This is a genomic window from Marimonas arenosa (assembly GCF_030848945.1).
In the GTDB taxonomy this organism is placed as follows: domain Bacteria; phylum Pseudomonadota; class Alphaproteobacteria; order Rhodobacterales; family Rhodobacteraceae; genus Marimonas; species Marimonas arenosa.
Genome location: NZ_JANHAX010000002.1, coordinates 438,950 through 457,646, shown reverse-complemented (window position 1 = coordinate 457,646; position 18,697 = coordinate 438,950). Strand labels below are relative to the sequence as shown.

Sequence of the window (18,697 nt, the reverse complement as noted above, 5' to 3'; positions counted from 1 at the left end):
TCACCCCACGCCGCACCGCACGCCGCATTAACTCAATCCTGACGCAATCCTTGCGCCACCGCGCGCCAGACAAGGTGCCAGCCAGACTGCCAGCCAGGCTGCCAGACAGCGGGTATTCGCCGAAAGCCCCGCTTTAACCGGCCGGGACGGTGGTTTTCGTTAACCTGACGTCAATCCATGGCGCCATCGGTGAATTGCAGCTTGGCGAGTCGCGCATAAAGCCCGCCGCCCGCCACCAGTTCGTCATGGGTGCCGGTGGCCGCCACCCGGCCATCTTCCATCACCACGATCCGGTCGGCCTTTTTCACCGTTGCCAGCCGATGCGCCACCACGATCGTGGTGCGCCCTTCCGACAGCCGGTCCACCGCTGCCTGCACCGCGCGTTCGCTTTCGGCATCCAAAGCGCTGGTCGCCTCGTCCAGAAGCAGTACCGGCGCGTCGCGCAAAATGGCCCGCGCGATCGCGATCCGCTGCTTCTGGCCGCCCGACAGAAGCACCCCGCGCTCGCCAAGCGGGCTGTCGTAACCCTCTGGCAAGGCAGAGATAAATTCATGCGCGGCGGCGGCTTTCGCGGCGGCCTCCACCTCGGCATCGGTGGCCTCCTCGTGGCCGAAGCGGATATTGTCGCGGGCGCTTGCGGCAAAGATCACCGGGTCTTGCGGCACCAGCGCGATCTCGCGGCGGAAATCGGCGCGGGTCAATGTCTTGAGATCCTGCCCGTCGAGCAGCACCCGTCCCGCCTGCGGGTCATAGAAGCGCTGGATCAGTTGCACGATGGTAGTCTTGCCGGCCCCCGACGGTCCGACCAGCGCCACCGTCTCGCCCGGCCGGATCACCAGGTCCACGGCATCGAGCGCCGCTGTCTGCGGACGCGAGGGATAGGAAAACGTAACCTTTTCGAAGCTAATCTCCCCCTGCACCGGCCGCTTCAGCTTTGCCGGCGATTCGGGATCGCTCACCGCGTCCTCGGCCTCGAGCAGTTCAACCAGCCGCTCGGTGGCCCCGGCGGCACGTTGCAACTCGCCCCAGATCTCGGACAGCGCGGCCACCGCGCCGGCCACCATGACTGCATAGATGACGAACTGCACAAGTTCGCCCGACGACATGCTGCCCAGCCGAACATCCCGGGCCCCGATCCACAACACGCCCACGACGCCGGTGAACACCAGGAACATCACCAGCACCGTCATCACCGCCCGGACCGAAATCCGCCGCCGGGCCACGACATAGCTTTTCTCGGTCACGTCGCCGAACAACGCCCGGCTCGCGGCCTCGTGGGTAAAGGCCTGCACTGTCTGCACCGAGGTTAATGCCTCGCTGGCATTGCCCGAACTCGCCGCGATCCAATCCTGGTTTTCGCGGGACAGCACGCGCAGTCTCCGTCCCATCACCAGGATCGGCACGATCACCAGCGGCACGATCAAAAGCACCAACCCGGTCAGCTTGGCCGACGTCAGCAACATCAGCGCCAAACCCCCAAGAAAAATCAACACGTTACGCAATGCGACCGAGATCGACGAGCCGATCACGGACAGGATCAGCGTGGTATCGGTGGTGATCCGGCTCAGCACCTCGCCAGTCATCAATCGCTCGAAAAACCCGGGGCTCATCGCGATCACCCGGTCGAACACCGCCTTGCGGATATCGGCCACCACCCGCTCGCCCAGCGTGGTGACCAGCGCATAGCGCAGCCCCGTGCCCAGCGCCAGCAACGCGGCGATAATCACCGCGGCGCCGAAATACTTGTCCAGCAGCGCGTCGCTCTCGGTTCCGAAATTATCGACCACCCGGCGGACCGCCATCGGCAGCGCCAACGACAGCGACGCCGTCAGCACAAGGGCGAACCCGGCCAGCGCCACCAGCACGCGATAGGGGCGCATGAATGGCGCCAGTTGCCGCAACGCGCCCACGCGCTTCGATTTCTCACGCTCGGTTTCGGCCCCATTGGGCGCGGCTCCCCTGGCCATCTGCGGCTCCTTACCTGTTCGCACGTGCCGGGGTTTCATGGCGGGGCCGGTCGGCGGGGTCAAGCCGCGAATGGACAAATCGCGGCACCGAAGGGCCGGAATACCAGGCGATGAAGAGGTAAGTTTGGAGCGGGTAGACGGAATCGAACCGACATAGCCTGCTTGGAAGGCAGGGGCTTTACCATTAAGCTATACCCGCTCACGGCCTTCGCTGATTAAGTCACGGCGGCCCTCAGGTCAAGCCGGAGAACGGCTTTGCCGGTTTCGTTCCTCCTCCCGCCGGATTCACGTTTGACGGCCCGCCCCCGCCCGGTCCATCCTTGACCGGTCACGAAGGGGAGCAGGATGCGGATCGACGGGCTGCAATATGCCAACTGGTCAGAAAAGATCTTCCGGCAAATGCGCGAAGGCGGGGTCGACGCCGTGCACGTCACCATTGCCTATCACGAGACCTTCCGCGAAACGGTGCTCAATTTCGAGCGCTGGAACCGCTGGTTCGAGCAGTACCCTGATCTGATCATGAAGGGGCTTTGGGCTTCGGATGTCGACCACGCCCGGGCGACGGATCGCACCGCGATTTTCTTCGGCTTTCAGAACCCCTCGCCCATCGAGGACGATATCGGCCTCGTCGAAATCCTCCGCACGCTCGGTGCACGGTTCATGCAGCTAACCTATAACAACCAGTCGCTGCTGGCGACCGGCTGCTACGAAGATTACGACGCCGGCCTGACCCGGATGGGCAGACAGGTGATCCGCGAGATGAACCGGGTTGGCCTGGTCGTGGACATGAGCCATTCCGGTGACCGCTCGACGATCGAGTCCGCGGACCATTCCGAGCGACCCATCGCCATCACCCACGCCAACCCGCATGACTGGATGCCGGCGCTTCGCAACAAGCGCGACGACGTGATCCGCGCCGTTACGCAGAATGGCGGCATGTTGGGCTTCTCGCTTTACCCCCATCATCTGAAGGACAAATCCGCCTGCACGCTGGACAGCTTCTGCGAGATGATCGCGCATACGGCGGAAAAGTTCGGCGCAGAACATCTCGGGATCGGCTCGGACCTGTGCCAGGACCAGCCCGACAGCGTGGTCGAATGGATGCGGGTCGGCCGATGGACCAAGGAGATCGACTACGGCGAAGGCTCGGCCATCGCACCGGGCTTCCCGCCCCAGCCCGACTGGTTCCGCGACAATCGCGATTTCGGCAATATCGAAAACGGCCTGCGTGCCGTCGGCATGAATGACACCGAAATCGCCGGCATCATGGGCGGCAACTGGTATCGCTTCTTCTCGGAAAACTTCGGACCGCAATCATGACCGATCCCGCCACCGCCACCATCCCCCATCGCGCCCCCGATCAGGTCATGCGCCTCAGCCGTCTGGGCTCGCTGCACCAATGCCGGCTCAGCTTCATGCGCCAGTTAACCCGCCGCATGGCGGCCGAAGGCTGGACCTTCTCGCGTCCGGTCTTCGACATCGACGGCAACGGGGTCGGCCGCGCCGTCTATGTCGCGCAAGGCCCAAGGCATGCCTATTCGCTGGTCGCCTTCGCGCACGACCTGCCCGATGACCTGCGCTCGGACCGGGTTATTGCCGAAGCCTGGGACGCCACCTTTGCCCTCTACGACGGCATTCCCACCGACGAAGATCTCGATCGGCTGGAACGGAATGTGCCTCTGCAGGAGGCCGGACGCATCGCGGACAGCGAGCTCTCGCTGTCTCGCGCCAACCGTTCGGTGAGACTCTGGGCGCATGTGGTGGACAATCTCGCTGCTGGCCGCCAGCCCGACCCGGCTGAAATCGCCATGGTCGGCTATCTGATGCGCACCACCGCCGTCTACGGCTCGGGAAAATTCGGTGCCGCCGACCGCGACAAGATCGCCAACCGCCCCGAGATGCAGGCACCGTTCCAGGCCGAGATGCTCTCGGTCTGGCTCACCCGCACATTCGTGCGCGATCTGATCGAACACATCGCCCGCAGCAAGGGCGGCGACAAAGCTGTCGCGCTTGATCCTGCCATTGCCCGTTTGCTCGGCATTGGCAATTCCACCGGGCTGGGCATGGCGCCCTTCCTCCTCAACCACCCCGTTCTCTTCAACAACTGGATCATGGCCCGCGAAGAGGCCATTGCCCGCGTTCGATCGCTGCCCGCGGCCACCACCGCCGAGGCGGAGCTCTTCCGCGAGCTTTTGCAGCGCTGCCAGGTCCTTGTCGATGGCTGGCAGTCCGACCACCCGGTCCAGCAGGCAAAGCTGAAGGACCTGCACCGCGATCTCGCCCGTCTGACCGGGCAGGCCGAAGGCGACATCACCAACAACCATCCATGGGACCGGCTGGTCGCGTGGTCCGAAACTGCGCTGTCCGAAGAGGGCCAAGAGTTTCTGGCCTCGCTCATTCTGGAGCCCTACCCCGATCTCGTCGACGGGTTGGGCGGCTGCATGGCCGACAGCGCCCCCGATGCCTTCCGCATCGACGGCGCGATGACGGTCAAGACGTTGCGCGACTTGCTGAACCAGACCTATGGCTGGGCGTTCGCGCTGGACTGGACCTCGCCCGAAACCATCGCGCGGGCCTGGTACACGTCAGAGGAAAAACTCGAACCCCGGCTTGGCGAGCGTTTCGAGGAACCCATCGGCGATTATGAACAGCCCCTCGCCCCGGCCCGTGACGCCGCGGCTGCGCATGCCGCGCTGGCGGGATGGCCCGATGACACGCCGGTCGCGGAATTCCTGCTGCGCCACCCCGAGCACCGCCACACCGTCCGCCGGGCCCAGATCGCCCGAATCGCCCCCTATGGCGAGATTCGCGACAACACCATCGCGGCCGACCTGTTGCCGATCGACATGCTGCGCGCCAAGCTGTCGTTTTTTGGCGCCACGCGGTTCGATCCACGCTCTGACCGCTGGGTGCGCATCACCATGTATCAGGGCGCGCCCTATCCCGAAGACCTGAGCCCAGAGACCGCCGATCTTTGGGTCTATCCCGAGGCGCCGTCATGAGCTTTTCCCTCAACGAAGTCGAGGTGACCGCCCGGAAAGCCGCCCGCGGCGCGGGCTATCCCTGGGGGCTGGCCGAGGAGGCCGGGCGGGCGACGCGCTGGCTCTGCGCCCAGGGCCTGCCCGGCTGCGAGAGCCTCGCCGCGTTGCTCGACGCCGATCTTGCTGCGGCCCTGCAGGATCACATGCCCGGGGGCCTCGAAAGCCCGTGGCGGGGCCGGGCCGAACTCTGCCCGCTCGGCACCGGCGCGGCGCTGTCCGACAGCGCCGCCCGCGTGTCCGGCGGCACGCTCGACATCGCCGATGTCGCGCAGCCGATGCTGTTTCTGCCGTTTGTTGCCGCCGCCGCGCGCCGGCTGGAAACCGCACTCTCACTTGCTGGTCCTGGATTCACCGCGGTCACCGACGGCACAACGCTGTCGCTCGCGGGCACGATTCCAGAGGCGGGCACCCTCACCCTGCGTCCCGCCGCCATGCCGCACACCGGCAACCAGGAACAGACCCGCGCCGCGCCCGACAGCCGGGCTTGGCAAACGCTCAACCGCTTCGCCCACCGAACCTATGCCCCCGCCACCGAAGAATCACGCCTGATGGGCGCCGGTGCAGGGCTCTCCGACAACGACTGACAGCCGAGGATTCCATGGTAGAAACCCGCACCCTGACTTTAGACGAAATCGAAGACCTGTCTTTCCGCGCCCTCGTGGCTGCCGGCACCTCCGATGAGAATGCCCGGCCGCTGGCCGTCGCCACCGCTGCGACCGAGGCCGATGGGGTGGCGAGTCACGGGATGGCTTATATTCCGATCTATTGCGAGCACGTGCAATGCGGCAAGGTCGACGGCCAGGCCCGGCCAAAGCTTTGGAATCCCCGTCCCGGCGTGCTGACCGTCGACGCCAGGACGGGGTTCGCGCATCCTGCCATCGACCTTGGATTCGATACGCTGATCCCTACTGCCTACGAACAGGGTATCGCGGCGCTGGCGATCAAGAACAGCTACAATTGCGGCGTACTGGGCTATCACACCTATCGCCTGGCGCAGGAGGGCCTTGTCGGGCTCGGCTTCACCAACGCACCCGCCTCGATCGCGCCCTCGGGCGGGGCGAAGCCAGTGGTTGGCACCAACCCGTTTTCGCTTGCTGTGCCTGGGCCAGATGGTGAACCGGCGATCCTGATTGACCAGAGTGCGAGCACCATCGCCAAGTCCGAGGTGATGAAACATGCCCGCGAGGGTAAACCCATCCCCGAAGGCTGGGCGCTCGATCCCGACGGCGCTCCCACCACCGACCCCGAAGTCGGCCTCAAGGGCTCGATGGCGCCCTCGGGCGGCTACAAGGGCGTCGGCGTCGCGATCCTGACCGAGGTCATGGCCGCCGCCCTGTCGGGTGCGACACTTGGCATTGACGCCTCACCCTTTGCCGGCACTGCGGGCGGGCCACCGAAAACCGGTCAGTTCTTCATCGCCATCGACCCCGACGCCAGCTCGGGAGGCGACTTCGCAGCCCGCATCTCCGGTCTTACCGCCGCGATCCAAGCGCAGGAGGGCGCCCACTTGCCCGGCGACGGCCGCGGCGCCAAACGCCGCCAGGCACGTGAAGCCGGTGTTGCAGTGAACGTGGCGACACTGGAGCGGATCGAAGCTATTCTGGGCTGAGACCCCACGACAGGAGCATCCGCCATGGCCTTCGATTTCATCCTGATGCTCACCGAGAACGATCGCACCATACCGGACGCCCGCGCCCGGCTCGACCAGGCCCTGGACGGCGGCGTACGCCATATCGGTTTCAAGGATGTCGGCCTGCCCCTTGCAGAATTAAAAGGCCTGGCGGAAGCCATCCGCGCCGCCGGCGGGCGTTCCTATCTCGAGGTCGTCAGCCTTGACGAGGAGAGCGAGCTCGCCTCGGCCCGCGCCGCAATCGAGATCGATGTCGACTGCCTGCTCGGCGGCACCAGGGCCGAGGCCGTCACCGCCCTGACCCGTCATCACCCGCTGCGCTACTTTCCCTTCCCGGGCCGCATCACCGGCCATCCGTCGGTGCTGGAAGGCCCTGCTGCGGAGATCGCCCGCACGGCCCGGCAACTTGCCGACCTCGAACATGTCCACGGGCTCGACCTCTTGGCCTATCGCTTCCAGGGAGATGTGCCGGCGTTGATGGCGCAGGTTTGTGCGGCGGTGGCAAAACCGGTGATCATGGCCGGCAGCATCGACAGCGAAGCGCGGGTTCAGGACGCCGCCCGGGCCGGCGCCGCGGGCTTCACCGTCGGCACCGCCGCGCTGGCCGGCGCCTTTCCCGCCGAAAGTCGAGATTTCACCGCCCAGGTCCGCGCCATTCTTGCCATCACCGAACGCGCCCGGTCACAGTCGACCGCGCCGCGCAGGCTGGCGCTGGTGGCGCATGACAGCCGTAAATCCCACCTCCGCGCCTGGATCTCGCGCCACGAAAATGCCCTGGAGGGGCACCGCCTGATCTGCACCGGCGGCACCGGCCGGATGATCCTCGAAACCTCGCCGACGCTGACCGTCCACCGCCTGCAACGCGGTGGCCGCGGCGGCGACCAGCAGCTCGGCGCGCTGATCGCAACCGGTGAACTGGACGCGGTGGTCTTCTTCTCCGACCCCACCGAACCGCATGGCGGAGATGTCGATCTGCAGGCGCTGACCCGGCTGGCGATCCTGCACGACACTCCGATCGCGCTCAGCCCGTCGGCTGCCGACATGATCGCCGCCGCATTGCCGGTATCGCAATCCAGTCGTGGCTGAGTCCTTCCACTGCCCGTTCAGGCGATAAACCCCTGGTCGCGAATAAGCGCTACCAGATCCGCCGCCGACTCCTGCGCCGACGATCCCGAGGTATCAAGCGCGGCATGCGCCCGCCGGTAAAGCGTCTCGCGGCTCTTCAGGATCGTGCGCAGTTGTTCCATCGCCTCTGGATTTCCGGCCATCGGCCGCATGTCGCCTTGCGCCTGCACCCGGCCCATATGCTCGTCGGGGCTGGCCTTGACCCAGATCGTGTGGAAATGTGCCAGCACCGTGTTATAGGTCGCCGGATCGGCCACGATACCGCCCGCCACCGCCAGGATGATCGTGCCATGGGTCGCGATTACCCGGTCCACCGCCTGTGCCTCAAGGGTGCGATAACCCTCTTGCCCGTAAAGCGCCATCAATTCGGTGACCGGCATACCGGAATGATCCTCGATCTCGCGGTTGAGCTCGAGAAAAGGCACACCAAGGGCCTGCCCGGCCAGCGCCCCGAGCGTCGATTTTCCCGCCCCGCGCAACCCCACCAGGCAGACCCGGTTGGCGCGCAGGCTCTCCGGTGGCGCCGGGGTCAGCGCCGCCGCGGCCGCACGCCGCCGCTCGGCGGTGGCGCTGCGATAGGCCTCGGCGAAGCGAAGCGCCTCCGAGCTCCACGGATCCTCCTCGCCCACAAGCCAGTCGAGCGGCATGTCGAGGGCCAGCGCCACCCGTTGCAGCAGCCCAATCGAGATATTGCCTTCGCCCGCCTCGAGTTGCGCGAGATAGCGCATCGAAACGCCCGAGGTTTCGGCAATCACCCGCCGGGGAAGACTTTTGAGCTCGCGAGCACGACGCACCCGGTCGCCCACCCGCGCCAGTAGCGCTTCGACGACAAGCTCCGGCTCCCGAAAAAGTTCCGGGACAGTCGCCTTGCCGTCGAATGTGGTGATCTCGCTCATGGCGCCCGCGCGATGTGAACTATATCGCACAAACTTACCCGATCCGTGCGACGTTTCAATTGATTTCCATCAATTCCGCGGCCCGGATTGGCAGGCGGCGACCATATACCGCCTCGCCTCAATAGGTCTCGACGTGATAGCGCCCATCCTCGCGCATCGCGTCGCGCGTCGCGCTCCAGGACATTCCGGCGCTTTCGGCGATATTGGCGAACGCATGGTCCACTCCCACCTCCATGCCCCTGAGGCCGCAAATGTAGATATGGGTCTTCGGATCGGCGATCATTTCGGCAATCGCTTCTTCCTCGACCATCATCCGGTCCTGCACATACTCTTTGTCGGCGCCGGGGATACGGCTGAACACCATGTGCTTTTTCAGGATCCTGTCCGGCACTTTGTTGAGCGGCCCGAAATAGGGCAGGCTGTCGGGCGTGCGGGCACCGAAGAACAGCACCATGTCCCCGCCCGAACTGCCGCGGCTGCGCTGCCGGTGCATGGTGAAAGCCCGGAACGGCGCCGAACCGGTGCCGGTGCAGATCATCAGGATGCGGGCATCGGGATCGTTCGGCATCAGGAAGGTCGCGCCAAAGGGGCCCGTCACCTGAACCTCGTCGCCGATCTGAAGATCGCAGACATAGTTCGAGCAGAGCCCGTTTTCCTCACGCTTCACCGTGAGCGACAGGTTGTTGTAGCCTGGCCGCTCGCCGTCACGCGGAGACGAGATCGAATAGAGCCGCGGCAGATGCGGTTTGCCGTCGGCGTCCCTGCCCGGTGGGATTATCCCGATCGACTGCCCCTCCAGCGTCGGCATCGGCTGGCCGCCGAAATCAAGGATGATATGGCGTACATCCGAATCCGCTTCCTCTCCCGTCAGCCGGAAATTGCCCTGCACCTTCGCCACCGCCGGCTTGGCCAGGTTATGAAGGTTCACCGATGCCTTCGACGCGCTCGTCGGTGCTTTCGACTTGCCGCCGGCACCTTCATGCGCCTCGGCCAGAAGCGCCGCCATCGCCTCGTCGAGCGCTTCCATGCCGCCGGTATCGCCGCCGTCTTCCAGGTCTTCCTGCGCCGGCAACTCCATCCAGCCGAACTGCTCGTCCAGGGAATAGGGCGTCGTGACCACCCGCCATTCATCGATCGAACCGGTGGGGCAGACCGGGATGCAGTCCATACAGAATTCACATTTTTCAGCGTCCACCACGACATTGTTGTCGTCGTGGGTAATTGCCTCGATCGGGCAGGTCATCTCGCAGGTATAACAGCGGATGCAGATTTCCGGATCGATCAGATGCTGTTTGACCGGTTTGTTCATCACAAGTCGCGCGTTTCGTTCAGGATGATGTCAGGAACGACGATCGCTTCGATCAGTTCCCTGCAAAGGCCGCGACAATTGTGACAACCGACGCAGGGCGTCCCCATCCCGGCAATCTCGGCCGCCAGGGCTTCGGTCCGGACGGTCTCGCCACGGCTTCTGGTGATATGTATGCTCATCGCTGACGCTCCCTTCTGTCCTGCGCCACGAAACCGTGCCGTGGCGCAGGTGGTTGGTCTTTGCGGCAGATCAAGGCGTGCTCACGCCATTGCCAGTTTCACATACTCGAAATCGCCGGGCTTGTTGTCGATCCCAACTTTCGGCGGCGCGATCCAGCGGGCATATTTTCCGGGCTCGTATTCCGGCTTCATCAGCGACTGGATGTAATCGCCGTCGGCATGGCTGGGCAGCCATTCGACCATGCCCTTGTCATACTCGGCACCGCTGATGAACTTGCCGTCCGGATCGATCAGCTTGTCGGCAAAGACGCCAATCTTGCGGTGGAATGCCTCGTGCGGCAGCTTCAGTTCGAAGTCGATGCCCATCTTCTCGATGATCTTGTTCCAGCGGCCGACACCACCGGCCGCGTCCTTGGTGTAATCGTCGCGCAGCCGCATGTTGATCGCGGTCAGTGCCGGCACGTCATGCTGCACGATCTTGCCATCGACGATGTCCCACACCTTGTAGGTATCGTTCTGCAACTGGTGATCGTCGGTCAGGCGGTTTTCCTGATACCGCCCTTTAATTCCGGCGTTGAAGGCATTGGCCGCATTGGTCGACACTTCCTGGCCGAACAGGTCGAGGCTCAGCGTATAATGCAGGTTCAGCTTCTTCTGGATCAGCGGCAGGTCGATCACGCCGAGGCCGCGGATGCGGTCGACATCGAAGGGATCTTCGATCCCGTTTTCCTTCATCACCTCGCAGGTACGCTGAATGGTGCGACCAACCCCGGTTTCGCCAACGAACATGTGGTGGGCTTCTTCCGTCAGCATGAAACGGCAGGTGCGGCTCAGCGGGTCAAAGCCCGACTGCGCCAGGCTTTCCAGCTGCATCTTGCCGTCGCGGTCGGTGAAATAGGTGAACATGAAGAACGACAGCCAATCCGGCGTTTCCTCGTTGAAAGCCCCCAGCATCCGCGGCGCCTCTTCGCTGCCCGACTGACGGCGCAGCAGATCATCGGCTTCTTCGCGGCCATCACGGCCGAAATACTTGTGCAAAAGGTAGACCATCGCCCACAGGTGCCGGCCTTCCTCGACGTTGACCTGGAAAAGGTTGCGCATGTCGTAGAGTGACGGCGCGGTCAGGGCCAGCGCCTTCTGCTGCTCGACGCTCGCCGGTTCGGTGTCGCCCTGGATTACGATCAGGCGCTTCATCAGGTTGCGGTATTCGCCCGGCACGTCCTGCCAGGCAGGCTCGCCAGCATGCTCGCCACAGGGGATGGTGCGACCCTCGACCTGCGGTGCCAGCAGCACGCCCCAGCGGTATTCCGGCATTTTGACATAGTCGAACTTGGCCCAGCCCTTAGGGTCGACCGACACGGCGGTCCGCAGGTAGACCTCGGACTGCTGATAGCGGTTCGGGATCAGCTGGTTCCACCAGTCGATATATCCCGGGTGCCATTTCTCCAGCGCCTTCAGCACCTTCTTGTCGCTGCTCAGCCCCACATTGTTGGGGATCTGGGTATCATAGCTCACATTGATCAGGTCGAGCATGTCTTTCCTCCTTGTCACCGGGGTGGCGGGCTCAAGCCCGCCCTACACCGGATGGTTGTCGTAGGCCGGGCTTCAGCCCGGCATGATCTTCATCACACACGTTCCATGTTGAAATCGCCGCGCACACCGGTGCCATAACGCTGCAATGCCCCTTCGGCACCCACCGCGTTGGGTCGCTGGAAGATCCAGTTCTGCCACGCCGTCAGCCGTCCGAAGATCCGGGTTTCCATCGTCTCGGGGCCGGCAAAGCGCAGGTTCGCCTCCATCCCCGTCATCGCATCGGGGCTGAAGCTGGCACGCTCTTCCATGAAGATGCGGATCTCGTCCTCCCAGTCGATATCGTCGAGGATATAGGTCACCAGCCCCAACTCGTCGGCCTCTTCGGCTTCCAGTGCTTCGCCGATATGCTCCTGCGCGGCCTCGACCGACGCCTCATCGCCCCAGAACCGCGTCTGCAGCCGGGTCAGGTCATTGCCCATCGGGTATTGCCCGAAATTGCTGTTGGCCAAGGTCAACGTCGCCATCGGGCGGTTGTCACCCTCGAACTCGTCTTCCATCATGTACGACCGGTCGACGGCAAACAGCAGTTCGGCCAGCACCCCGGCAAAGCACGAGCCGTGCTCGACCAGCGCCACCAGGCTGCGCGAGGTCACGTCGACCCGCTTCAGCACCCGCTTCCACAGTTGCAGCACCTCATTGGCCAGCCAGTGGTCCTGGTTGTCCAAGAGCAGCTTTTCATGCGCCAGCACCGTTTCGGGGTCACCCTGCGTGCGGATCACCCACAGCCCTAGCTCCATCTCGTTGAGCCGCAGATGCAATATCGCGTCGTCCAGTTCGCGGGCAGCCCGCAGCATCCAGGCTTCGGCACCTTCCGTAGTAAAGGTGTCCATGTCCGCAGGCGCCCCCGCATCCGGGCCGTTGATTGTGATCGTTGCCTTGCGTCCCGCGCGGTCCAACTCGATCTCAACCGTCGAATAGGTCACCGCATTGTCGGTGATCTCGCGCTTCAGCGGCGTCAGCGCGATTCCCTTGAGCCCGTCGAGGCGCTGGGACGCCGCCGCAAACTCCGCCGCCCGCTCGGCCACGGTGGCGTCGAATTTCGAGTTCGGCACCACCTCGTCGACCAGCTTCCATTCGGCCGCGCGTTTGCCACGCACACCTTCCTCCATGGCGCAAAACACGTCCGCTCGGTCACGTCGCACCTTGCGCTTGTCGGTCACCCGGGTCAGGCCCCCGGTGCCCGGCAGCACCGCCAGAAGTGGCACCTCAGGCAAGGCCACTGACGACGAGCTGTCATCCGTCAGCATGATGTAGTTGCACGCCAGCGCCAGTTCGTATCCGCCCCCGGCACATGAACCTTTCACCGCCGCAATGTATTTCTGGCCGCTGTCTTCCTCGGCAGCCTCGAAAGTATTCCGCGTCTCGTTGGTGAACTTGCAGAAGTTGACCTTGTGGGCATGGGTCGCGCCGCCCAGCATGCGGATATTGGCGCCGGCGCAGAACACTTTTTCCTTGGCCGAGCGCATCACCACCACCTTGACCTCGGGGTGCTCGAAACGCATCCGCTGGACGATGTCGCTCAGCTCGATATCGACGCCCAGGTCATAGGAGTTGAGCTTGAGCTGATAGCCATCGAACAGCCCGCAATTTTCGTCCACATCCATGTAGAGATTGGCGATCGGGCCATCGTATTGCACCTTCCAGTGGCGGTACTTCGACGGGTTGGTCTGAAAGTCGATCATCTTGGTCACGGGCTGGGCCCTCCCTGTCGGCGCGTCGCTGTTTCCTGTTCTCTGCACAATAGTGCACTATTCTGCATAAGTAAACCATCAAATTCCGGGCTATGTTGCACAAAAATTTCCGTTTTATGTCAGTATATTACAGAATATCGCTCAATTTTATGTCGGAAATATGCATTATATTTCACTATCCGCCTTCCGAATCTTCGGGCTCACGCCGGGTCCGGGTCTGCCGCTTCGATCCGCTCCAGACGCGCCGCGAATTCGGCAACCGCCGCCAGCACCGCTTCGGGCTGATCGAACTGTGGCGCGTGGCGGCACTCTTCCAGCACCAGCACATCGACCGGCGCACAGGACCGCTTCTCGATCTCGGCAACCTGGGCCAGCGTCCCGTATTGATCGTCACGGCCCTGGATCGCCAACACCGGCACCGGGATGCGCTCGATCACATGAGCCACGTTCCACGCCTTGAACCCCTCGTCCAGCCAGGCGCCGTTCCAGCCGCGGAACGCCACCTCCGGATCGCGGTGATAGCGTGCCATCCTGGCCTTCAGATCGGTGGTCTCAAACGCCACCCTCGCCCGCGCGATCTCGGCCAGGCCCATGGCTTCGGTGAAGAAATGCGGCGCCATCAGCACCAGCCCGCGCAGCCGCGGATCGGCGACAGATCCGGCATGGATCGCGGCGATCGTGGCCCCGTCGGAATGGCCCATCGGAATAACCTGCGCCGCGCCCAGCGCGTCCAGCACCTGTGGCAACACCTCGACCGCCTCGCGCGTCATGTAATCCAGCGGCCGCGGCAGGGTGCAAGACTCCGACTGGCCATACCCCGCCCGCGAATAGGCGAAAACCGAAAGCCCGGTCGCCTGCGCCAGCTTCGCGGGAAAATCCCGCCACAGCGCCAGGCACCCCAGCCCTTCGTGCAACAGCACGATCACCGGCCGCGCCCCGGGCTCGGACCCCCAGCAGCCCCATTCCAGCCGCGTACTGCCGGCCTGAACGAACCCGGTGCCCGCCGCCCAGTCGACCATGCCTCAATCCCTGAGCTTGAAGCGCTGGATCTTGCCGGTCGCAGTCTTGGGCAATTCCTCGACCACCTTGACCCAGCGCGGGTATTTCCACATCCCGATCTTGTCCTTGACGAAATCCTTCAGCGCCTGTTGGTCCGGCGCCCCGGCGCCTTCCTTCATCACCACGTAAGCCGCGGGCTTGATCAGGTCCTTCTCGTCGGGCCGAGCCACCACCGCGGCCTCCAGCACGCCGGGAAACTCGATCAGCGCCTGCTCCACCTCGAACGGCGAAACCCAGATGCCCGAGACCTTGAACATGTCGTCGGTGCGCCCGCAATAGACGAAGCGCCCGCCCTCATCGCGCTCATACTTGTCGCCGGTCCGGGTCCAATGACCTTCAAAGGTACTCTGGCTCTTCGACCGCCGGTTCCAGTAACCTTCGGCGCTTGACGGCCCGCGCACCAGCAGTTCGCCGACTTCACCGTCGGTTACGTCCTCGTCATGCTCGTCGACCAACCGGACCTCGTATCCCGGCACCGGCAGGCCCGATGTGCCATAAACCACGTCGCCCGGACGGTTCGAGAGGAAGATATGCAGCATCTCGGTCGAGCCGACGCCGTCGACGATCTCCGATCCCCAGAGCCTTTCCCAGCGCTCGCCGATATCACGCGGCAACGCTTCCCCGGCCGAGGTCGAGATCCGGATGCAATGATCCGGCTTGCCGCCCTTCTTCTCCTGCTCGGCGACCACTGCGGCAAACAGCGTCGGCACCCCGCAGAACACTGTGGGCCGATAGGTTTTCATGATGTCGAACACCGCGTCCGGCGTCGGCCGCCCGCCGAAGATCACCGTCGTGGCGCCAACCGACATCGGGAAGGACATGGCGTTGCCCAGCCCATAGGCGAAGAAGAACTTGGCCACCGAGTAAACCACGTCATCCTCACGAATCCCCAGCACCTGCGCCCCGAACGTGTCCGCCGTCGCCTTCAGGCTCGAATGTACATGCCGCACGCCCTTGGGCACGCCAGTCGAGCCCGACGAATAAAGCCAGAAGGCGAGTTCGTCGCCATAGGCCTCGACCGTCTCTTCCTGCGGTGCGTCCTTAACGAACTCGGTATAGCTTTCGGTACCTTCCGGAACGCCGCCTTCGTCGCTGTCGATCACCAGAACCGCCCGCAAAAAGCGATTGCCTTCAATCGCGGGCTTCACCACATCCCAGAGCTGTTCGGACACCACCAGGATCGAGGCTCGGCTGTCGTTGAGGATCGCCTCGTAGATATCGCTGGCCAGAAGCGTGTTCAGCGGCACCGGGATCGCGCCAGCCTTCAGCGCCCCCCAGAACACCACCGGGAACTCGATCTGGTCGCGCACGATCATCGCGATGCGCTCCTCGCGCCGCACCCCGTGGCGGTACAGCGCCCCGGCAAACCGCGCGCTCTCCTCGGCCAGCCGGCCATAAGTCAACTCGCGCTGCGCCCCATCGGCTTCGCGAAACGCCACCTTGTCGCCCCGGCCCTCGGCGACATGACGGTCGACGAAATAGAGCGCTGCATTCTCGTTCTGGTCCACGGTTTGATCCTCCCTGTGTCCGCCGGCCCAGTCTTCTCCCAAGGCCGATGGAATCATTCCAGCGGTTTATGCGTTATAGTGCATCTTGTGTCAGCCATTTCAATTCCCTTGTGCGATCTGAAGCATTTTCCTGCACATCTCAGGCAGCGATGCCTGCGATCAGACCGGATCCGCAGGCGCGATTCGAATTCACCTCGCGGCCCACCCGATGAAACCTCAGCACGTCTTCGCCCACGGCTGTCATCAACAGCGCCGCCCCGTGCCCCTCTTCGCCCAGCCACTTGCCCCAATGCTCACGTTCCAGGATCACCGGCATCCGGTGATGCACCGCCCTCAGCGCCTTGTTCGAGGCGCAGGTGACGATGGCACAGGTCCGCAGCGGCGCCTCGCCCCGGCCCCAGTCCTGCCAGATCCCGGCAAAGACCATGGGCGCCCCGTCCGCGCGACTGAAATACCAGGGCAAACGGTTGCCATCTTCGTCCTTTGACCACTCATAGAACCCATCCGCCGGGACCAGGCAGCGTCGTTCGCGCGCAGCTGAACGGAAGGCCGGCTTCTCGGCAATCGTCTCGGCCCGGGCATTGATCAGCAACGGCCCGTCATTCGGGCTCTTGTACCAGCTGGGCAGGAACCCCCAGCGCATCGCCCCCAGCCGCCGCTGCCCGGCCTCATGGCTGACCACATGAATGGCGTTGGTCGGGCAAACATTGTAGTTCGGTACGTCCGGCAGATCGTTCCCGGGCACCGCTCCGAAAAGCTGCGCCATCGCATCGGTCGGCAGGGTGATGGCAAATCGTCCGCACATGTTTCGACCCTACGCCCAAACCGGGCGATTTGCGACTCCGCAGGCCTCCACCCGACCGGCCTTCCGCTTCACCTAGCTAAAAATATCTCGGGGAGTTTGAGGGGCTGGCCCCTCAAATCAGACCGTTTCGCCAGCCCGGCGATACCGGCACGGATCCGCCATCACCGCCTCGAGCGAGCGTGGCGGCGCGGGGTAGGCGGATGGGAGCCCCGCCACCCCCGCCCGGCCGACTCACTTCTGCACGATCCGGCCATCTGTGTAGGGCGAATACGGCCCCGTCTTGGCCAGGAAGTCCGCTGTCACGTCGGCAAGGTCCGGGCCGTAGTCATAAGCATTCATCGCGTCGCGAAACATCTTGTAGCCGTCGCCGCCGGTGCGCACATAGTTGTTCGACACCACGCCATACACCTTCTCCGGATCCAGCGGCGTACCTCCGACCATCACCTCGCTCACCCGTTCACCAGCCGGTTTGCTCGGATCGAAGGCGAACGTCATCCCGGACACCTGCGGGAACCGCCCGGCGCCGTCTTCAAACTGGCTGACGCCGTTCTCCAGCGCTGCCAGCAGAACCCCACCCTTGACCTGGAAGGTCGAGAGCGTGTTCTGGAACGGCAGAACCGTCAGGACCTCGCCCATCGTCACCGGCCCGGCATCGATGCTCGCACGCAACCCGCCGCCGTTCTGGATGGCGATCTCGATGCCTTGCTCCCTGACCCGGTCCAACATCGCGTCGGCCACCAGGTTGCCCATGGCACATTCGCCCGCCCGGCACGAGCCTTTGGCGCCGTCGATGGCCTCGGCCGTCTCGGCCACCACCTTCTGACGGATCTCCTCCAGCGGCACCGCCAACTCGGCAATCCGCTCTTTGGTCGGCGCATCCTCGGCGACGCTCGCATCCATGATCAGCGGCTCGCCCTTGGCTTCGACGATTTCACCGGCATCGTTGAAGGTCACGTTGAGCTCTCCCAGGAACTTGCCATAGGCATAAGCCGCAACGATCGCGGTGTTTCCGACCATCGTCGGGTACGGACCTTCGGCACGATCCGAGGTATTCGACAGAAAGGTATTGGAATGGCCGCCGACGATCACGTCGACCCCGGTCGTGTTGGCGGCCACGCGCTGATCGACACCATAGCCGGAATGGCTGAGCACGATGATCTTGTTGACGCCCATCTCGGTCAGCTTGTCGACCTCGGCCTGCACCGCATCCACCGGATCGGTGAAGATGATGTTCGGCCCCGGGCTGGCCAATTCATCGGTGTCCTGCGGCGTCAGCCCGATCAGGCCCAGCTTCTCGCCGCCGCGCTCGATCACCGTTGATTTCTGCAGCGCGCCTTTCAGCAGTTCCTCGCGGCTGACATCGGCGTTCGACATCAGCACCGGGAAACTCACCGCGTCCATGAAGCCGCGCAGCACCTCAGGCCCGTCGTCGAATTCATGGTTGCCCACGGTCATCGCGTCATAGCCCAGCTTGTTCATCATCTCGGCCGCCATCTTGCCCTTGTAGTAGGTATAGAACAGCGTGCCCTGGAACTGGTCGCCACCATCGACCAGGATCGCGTTGTTCGACCGCTGGCGTGCGTCGGCAATGGCGGTCACCAACCGCGCCGTGCCGCCGAAGCATTTGCCCTCGGCGTTGTCCTCGGCGCCGCAGCCGCTGTCGTATTTGCTGACCGGCTCGAAACGGGCGTGGAAATCATTGGTGTGCAGGATGGTCAGCGTGTAATCCGCCGCTGCCGCGCCCGCGCTCAGCGCCAGTGCCCCGGCGCTCATCAGAAACCGATTTATCATGTCGCAATCCTCGCTGTGGAATTCTTCCGTGTCAGATGCTGCACCCGCGACGGGCCCGTGTCAAAACCAATCCGCTTGACCGCGCGACAGTCGCGGGGCAAGG

Annotated in this window: 15 protein-coding genes and 1 tRNA gene; 5 read left to right on the top strand and 11 right to left on the bottom strand. The window is 64.1% G+C overall.

Annotated features, from left to right (window positions below; translation table 11 throughout):
- Positions 1-170: 170 nt before the first annotated feature.
- Together NO357_RS08470 and NO357_RS08465 are read right to left on the bottom strand one after the other, a co-directional pair.
- Positions 171-1,967 carry an ABC transporter transmembrane domain-containing protein gene (locus tag NO357_RS08470; RefSeq protein WP_306735200.1) on the bottom strand — a complete coding sequence of 599 codons (1,797 nt, stop codon included), beginning with the start codon at positions 1,965-1,967 and terminating at the stop codon, positions 171-173.
- A gap of 125 nt (positions 1,968-2,092) precedes the next feature.
- Positions 2,093-2,166, bottom strand: a tRNA-Gly gene (locus NO357_RS08465).
- Between the two features lie 146 nt (positions 2,167-2,312).
- On the opposite strand from NO357_RS08465, the gene NO357_RS08460 reads away from it, so the two are divergent.
- Genes NO357_RS08460 through NO357_RS08440 form a run of 5 tightly spaced genes read left to right on the top strand, consistent with a single transcriptional unit; the run spans position 2,313 to position 7,724 of the window.
- Complete coding sequence (locus tag NO357_RS08460) at positions 2,313-3,287, top strand: membrane dipeptidase (protein WP_306735199.1); 975 nt, start codon at positions 2,313-2,315, stop codon at positions 3,285-3,287.
- Positions 3,284-4,969: a hypothetical protein gene (locus NO357_RS08455; protein ID WP_306735198.1), complete on the top strand. Its 1,686-nt coding sequence runs from the start codon at positions 3,284-3,286 to the stop codon at positions 4,967-4,969. The genes NO357_RS08460 and NO357_RS08455 overlap by 4 nt, the downstream gene beginning before the upstream one ends.
- Entirely contained in the window at positions 4,966-5,592 is a 627-nt protein-coding gene (locus tag NO357_RS08450; RefSeq protein ID WP_306735197.1) for a DUF3726 domain-containing protein, read from the top strand. Before NO357_RS08455 ends, NO357_RS08450 begins: the two co-directional genes overlap by 4 nt.
- Before the next feature lie 14 nt (positions 5,593-5,606).
- Complete coding sequence (locus NO357_RS08445) at positions 5,607-6,617, top strand: Ldh family oxidoreductase (RefSeq protein ID WP_306735196.1); 1,011 nt, start codon at positions 5,607-5,609, stop codon at positions 6,615-6,617.
- Positions 6,618-6,641: 24 nt separating this feature from the next.
- Positions 6,642-7,724 (top strand): methylglyoxal synthase, encoded by a 1,083-nt coding sequence (locus NO357_RS08440; RefSeq protein WP_306735195.1) that lies wholly within the window; start codon positions 6,642-6,644, stop codon positions 7,722-7,724.
- Positions 7,725-7,741: 17 nt separating this feature from the next.
- Here NO357_RS08440 and NO357_RS08435 read toward each other — a convergent pair whose 3' ends face one another.
- The 9 genes from NO357_RS08435 to NO357_RS08395 form a co-directional block, all read right to left on the bottom strand.
- The gene (locus tag NO357_RS08435) at positions 7,742-8,659 is read right to left on the bottom strand and encodes a helix-turn-helix transcriptional regulator (RefSeq protein ID WP_306735194.1); all 918 of its coding nucleotides are present in this window, start codon (positions 8,657-8,659) and stop codon (positions 7,742-7,744) included.
- Positions 8,660-8,777: 118 nt separating this feature from the next.
- Entirely contained in the window at positions 8,778-9,968 is a 1,191-nt protein-coding gene (gene boxA, locus NO357_RS08430) for a benzoyl-CoA 2,3-epoxidase subunit BoxA (RefSeq protein ID WP_306735193.1), read from the bottom strand.
- Positions 9,968-10,147: a hypothetical protein gene (locus tag NO357_RS08425; protein WP_306735192.1), complete on the bottom strand. Its 180-nt coding sequence runs from the start codon at positions 10,145-10,147 to the stop codon at positions 9,968-9,970. The genes boxA and NO357_RS08425 overlap by 1 nt, the downstream gene beginning before the upstream one ends.
- Positions 10,148-10,228: 81 nt before the next feature.
- A complete protein-coding gene (boxB, locus tag NO357_RS08420; RefSeq protein WP_306735191.1) occupies positions 10,229-11,680 on the bottom strand; it encodes a benzoyl-CoA 2,3-epoxidase subunit BoxB in 1,452 nt (483 codons plus the stop codon).
- A 92-nt stretch (positions 11,681-11,772) separates the two neighbouring features.
- Positions 11,773-13,431 carry a 2,3-epoxybenzoyl-CoA dihydrolase gene (gene boxC, locus NO357_RS08415; protein WP_306735190.1) on the bottom strand — a complete coding sequence of 553 codons (1,659 nt, stop codon included), beginning with the start codon at positions 13,429-13,431 and terminating at the stop codon, positions 11,773-11,775.
- A 200-nt stretch (positions 13,432-13,631) separates the two neighbouring features.
- Positions 13,632-14,450, bottom strand: a complete 819-nt coding sequence (locus NO357_RS08410) for an alpha/beta fold hydrolase (protein WP_306735189.1) — start codon at positions 14,448-14,450, stop codon at positions 13,632-13,634.
- A gap of 3 nt (positions 14,451-14,453) precedes the next feature.
- Positions 14,454-15,998, bottom strand: coding sequence for a benzoate-CoA ligase family protein (locus tag NO357_RS08405; protein WP_306735188.1), 1,545 nt, complete (start codon positions 15,996-15,998; stop codon positions 14,454-14,456).
- 139 nt (positions 15,999-16,137) lie between these two features.
- Positions 16,138-16,803 (bottom strand): SOS response-associated peptidase, encoded by a 666-nt coding sequence (locus tag NO357_RS08400; protein ID WP_306735187.1) that lies wholly within the window; start codon positions 16,801-16,803, stop codon positions 16,138-16,140.
- Positions 16,804-17,034: 231 nt separating this feature from the next.
- Positions 17,035-18,594 (bottom strand): bifunctional metallophosphatase/5'-nucleotidase, encoded by a 1,560-nt coding sequence (locus NO357_RS08395; RefSeq protein ID WP_306735186.1) that lies wholly within the window; start codon positions 18,592-18,594, stop codon positions 17,035-17,037.
- Positions 18,595-18,697: the final 103 nt, after the last annotated feature.

Excerpts from the sequence above, each read along its gene's own strand:
- NO357_RS08435 (WP_306735194.1), bottom strand. The coding sequence starts at position 8,659 with ATGAGCGAGATCACCACATTCGACGGCAAGGCGACTGTCCCGGAACTT.
- NO357_RS08450 (WP_306735197.1), top strand. The coding sequence starts at position 4,966 with ATGAGCTTTTCCCTCAACGAAGTCGAGGTGACCGCCCGGAAAGCCGCC.
- NO357_RS08410 (WP_306735189.1), bottom strand. The coding sequence starts at position 14,450 with ATGGTCGACTGGGCGGCGGGCACCGGGTTCGTTCAGGCCGGCAGTACG.
- NO357_RS08425 (WP_306735192.1), bottom strand. The coding sequence starts at position 10,147 with ATGAGCATACATATCACCAGAAGCCGTGGCGAGACCGTCCGGACCGAA.
- NO357_RS08395 (WP_306735186.1), bottom strand. The coding sequence starts at position 18,594 with ATGATAAATCGGTTTCTGATGAGCGCCGGGGCACTGGCGCTGAGCGCG.
- NO357_RS08460 (WP_306735199.1), top strand. The coding sequence starts at position 2,313 with ATGCGGATCGACGGGCTGCAATATGCCAACTGGTCAGAAAAGATCTTC.
- NO357_RS08440 (WP_306735195.1), top strand. The coding sequence starts at position 6,642 with ATGGCCTTCGATTTCATCCTGATGCTCACCGAGAACGATCGCACCATA.
- NO357_RS08400 (WP_306735187.1), bottom strand. The coding sequence starts at position 16,803 with ATGTGCGGACGATTTGCCATCACCCTGCCGACCGATGCGATGGCGCAG.
- NO357_RS08470 (WP_306735200.1), bottom strand. The coding sequence starts at position 1,967 with ATGGCCAGGGGAGCCGCGCCCAATGGGGCCGAAACCGAGCGTGAGAAA.
- boxA (WP_306735193.1), bottom strand. The coding sequence starts at position 9,968 with ATGAACAAACCGGTCAAACAGCATCTGATCGATCCGGAAATCTGCATC.
- boxB (WP_306735191.1), bottom strand. The coding sequence starts at position 11,680 with ATGCTCGACCTGATCAATGTGAGCTATGATACCCAGATCCCCAACAAT.
- NO357_RS08445 (WP_306735196.1), top strand. The coding sequence starts at position 5,607 with ATGGTAGAAACCCGCACCCTGACTTTAGACGAAATCGAAGACCTGTCT.
- NO357_RS08455 (WP_306735198.1), top strand. The coding sequence starts at position 3,284 with ATGACCGATCCCGCCACCGCCACCATCCCCCATCGCGCCCCCGATCAG.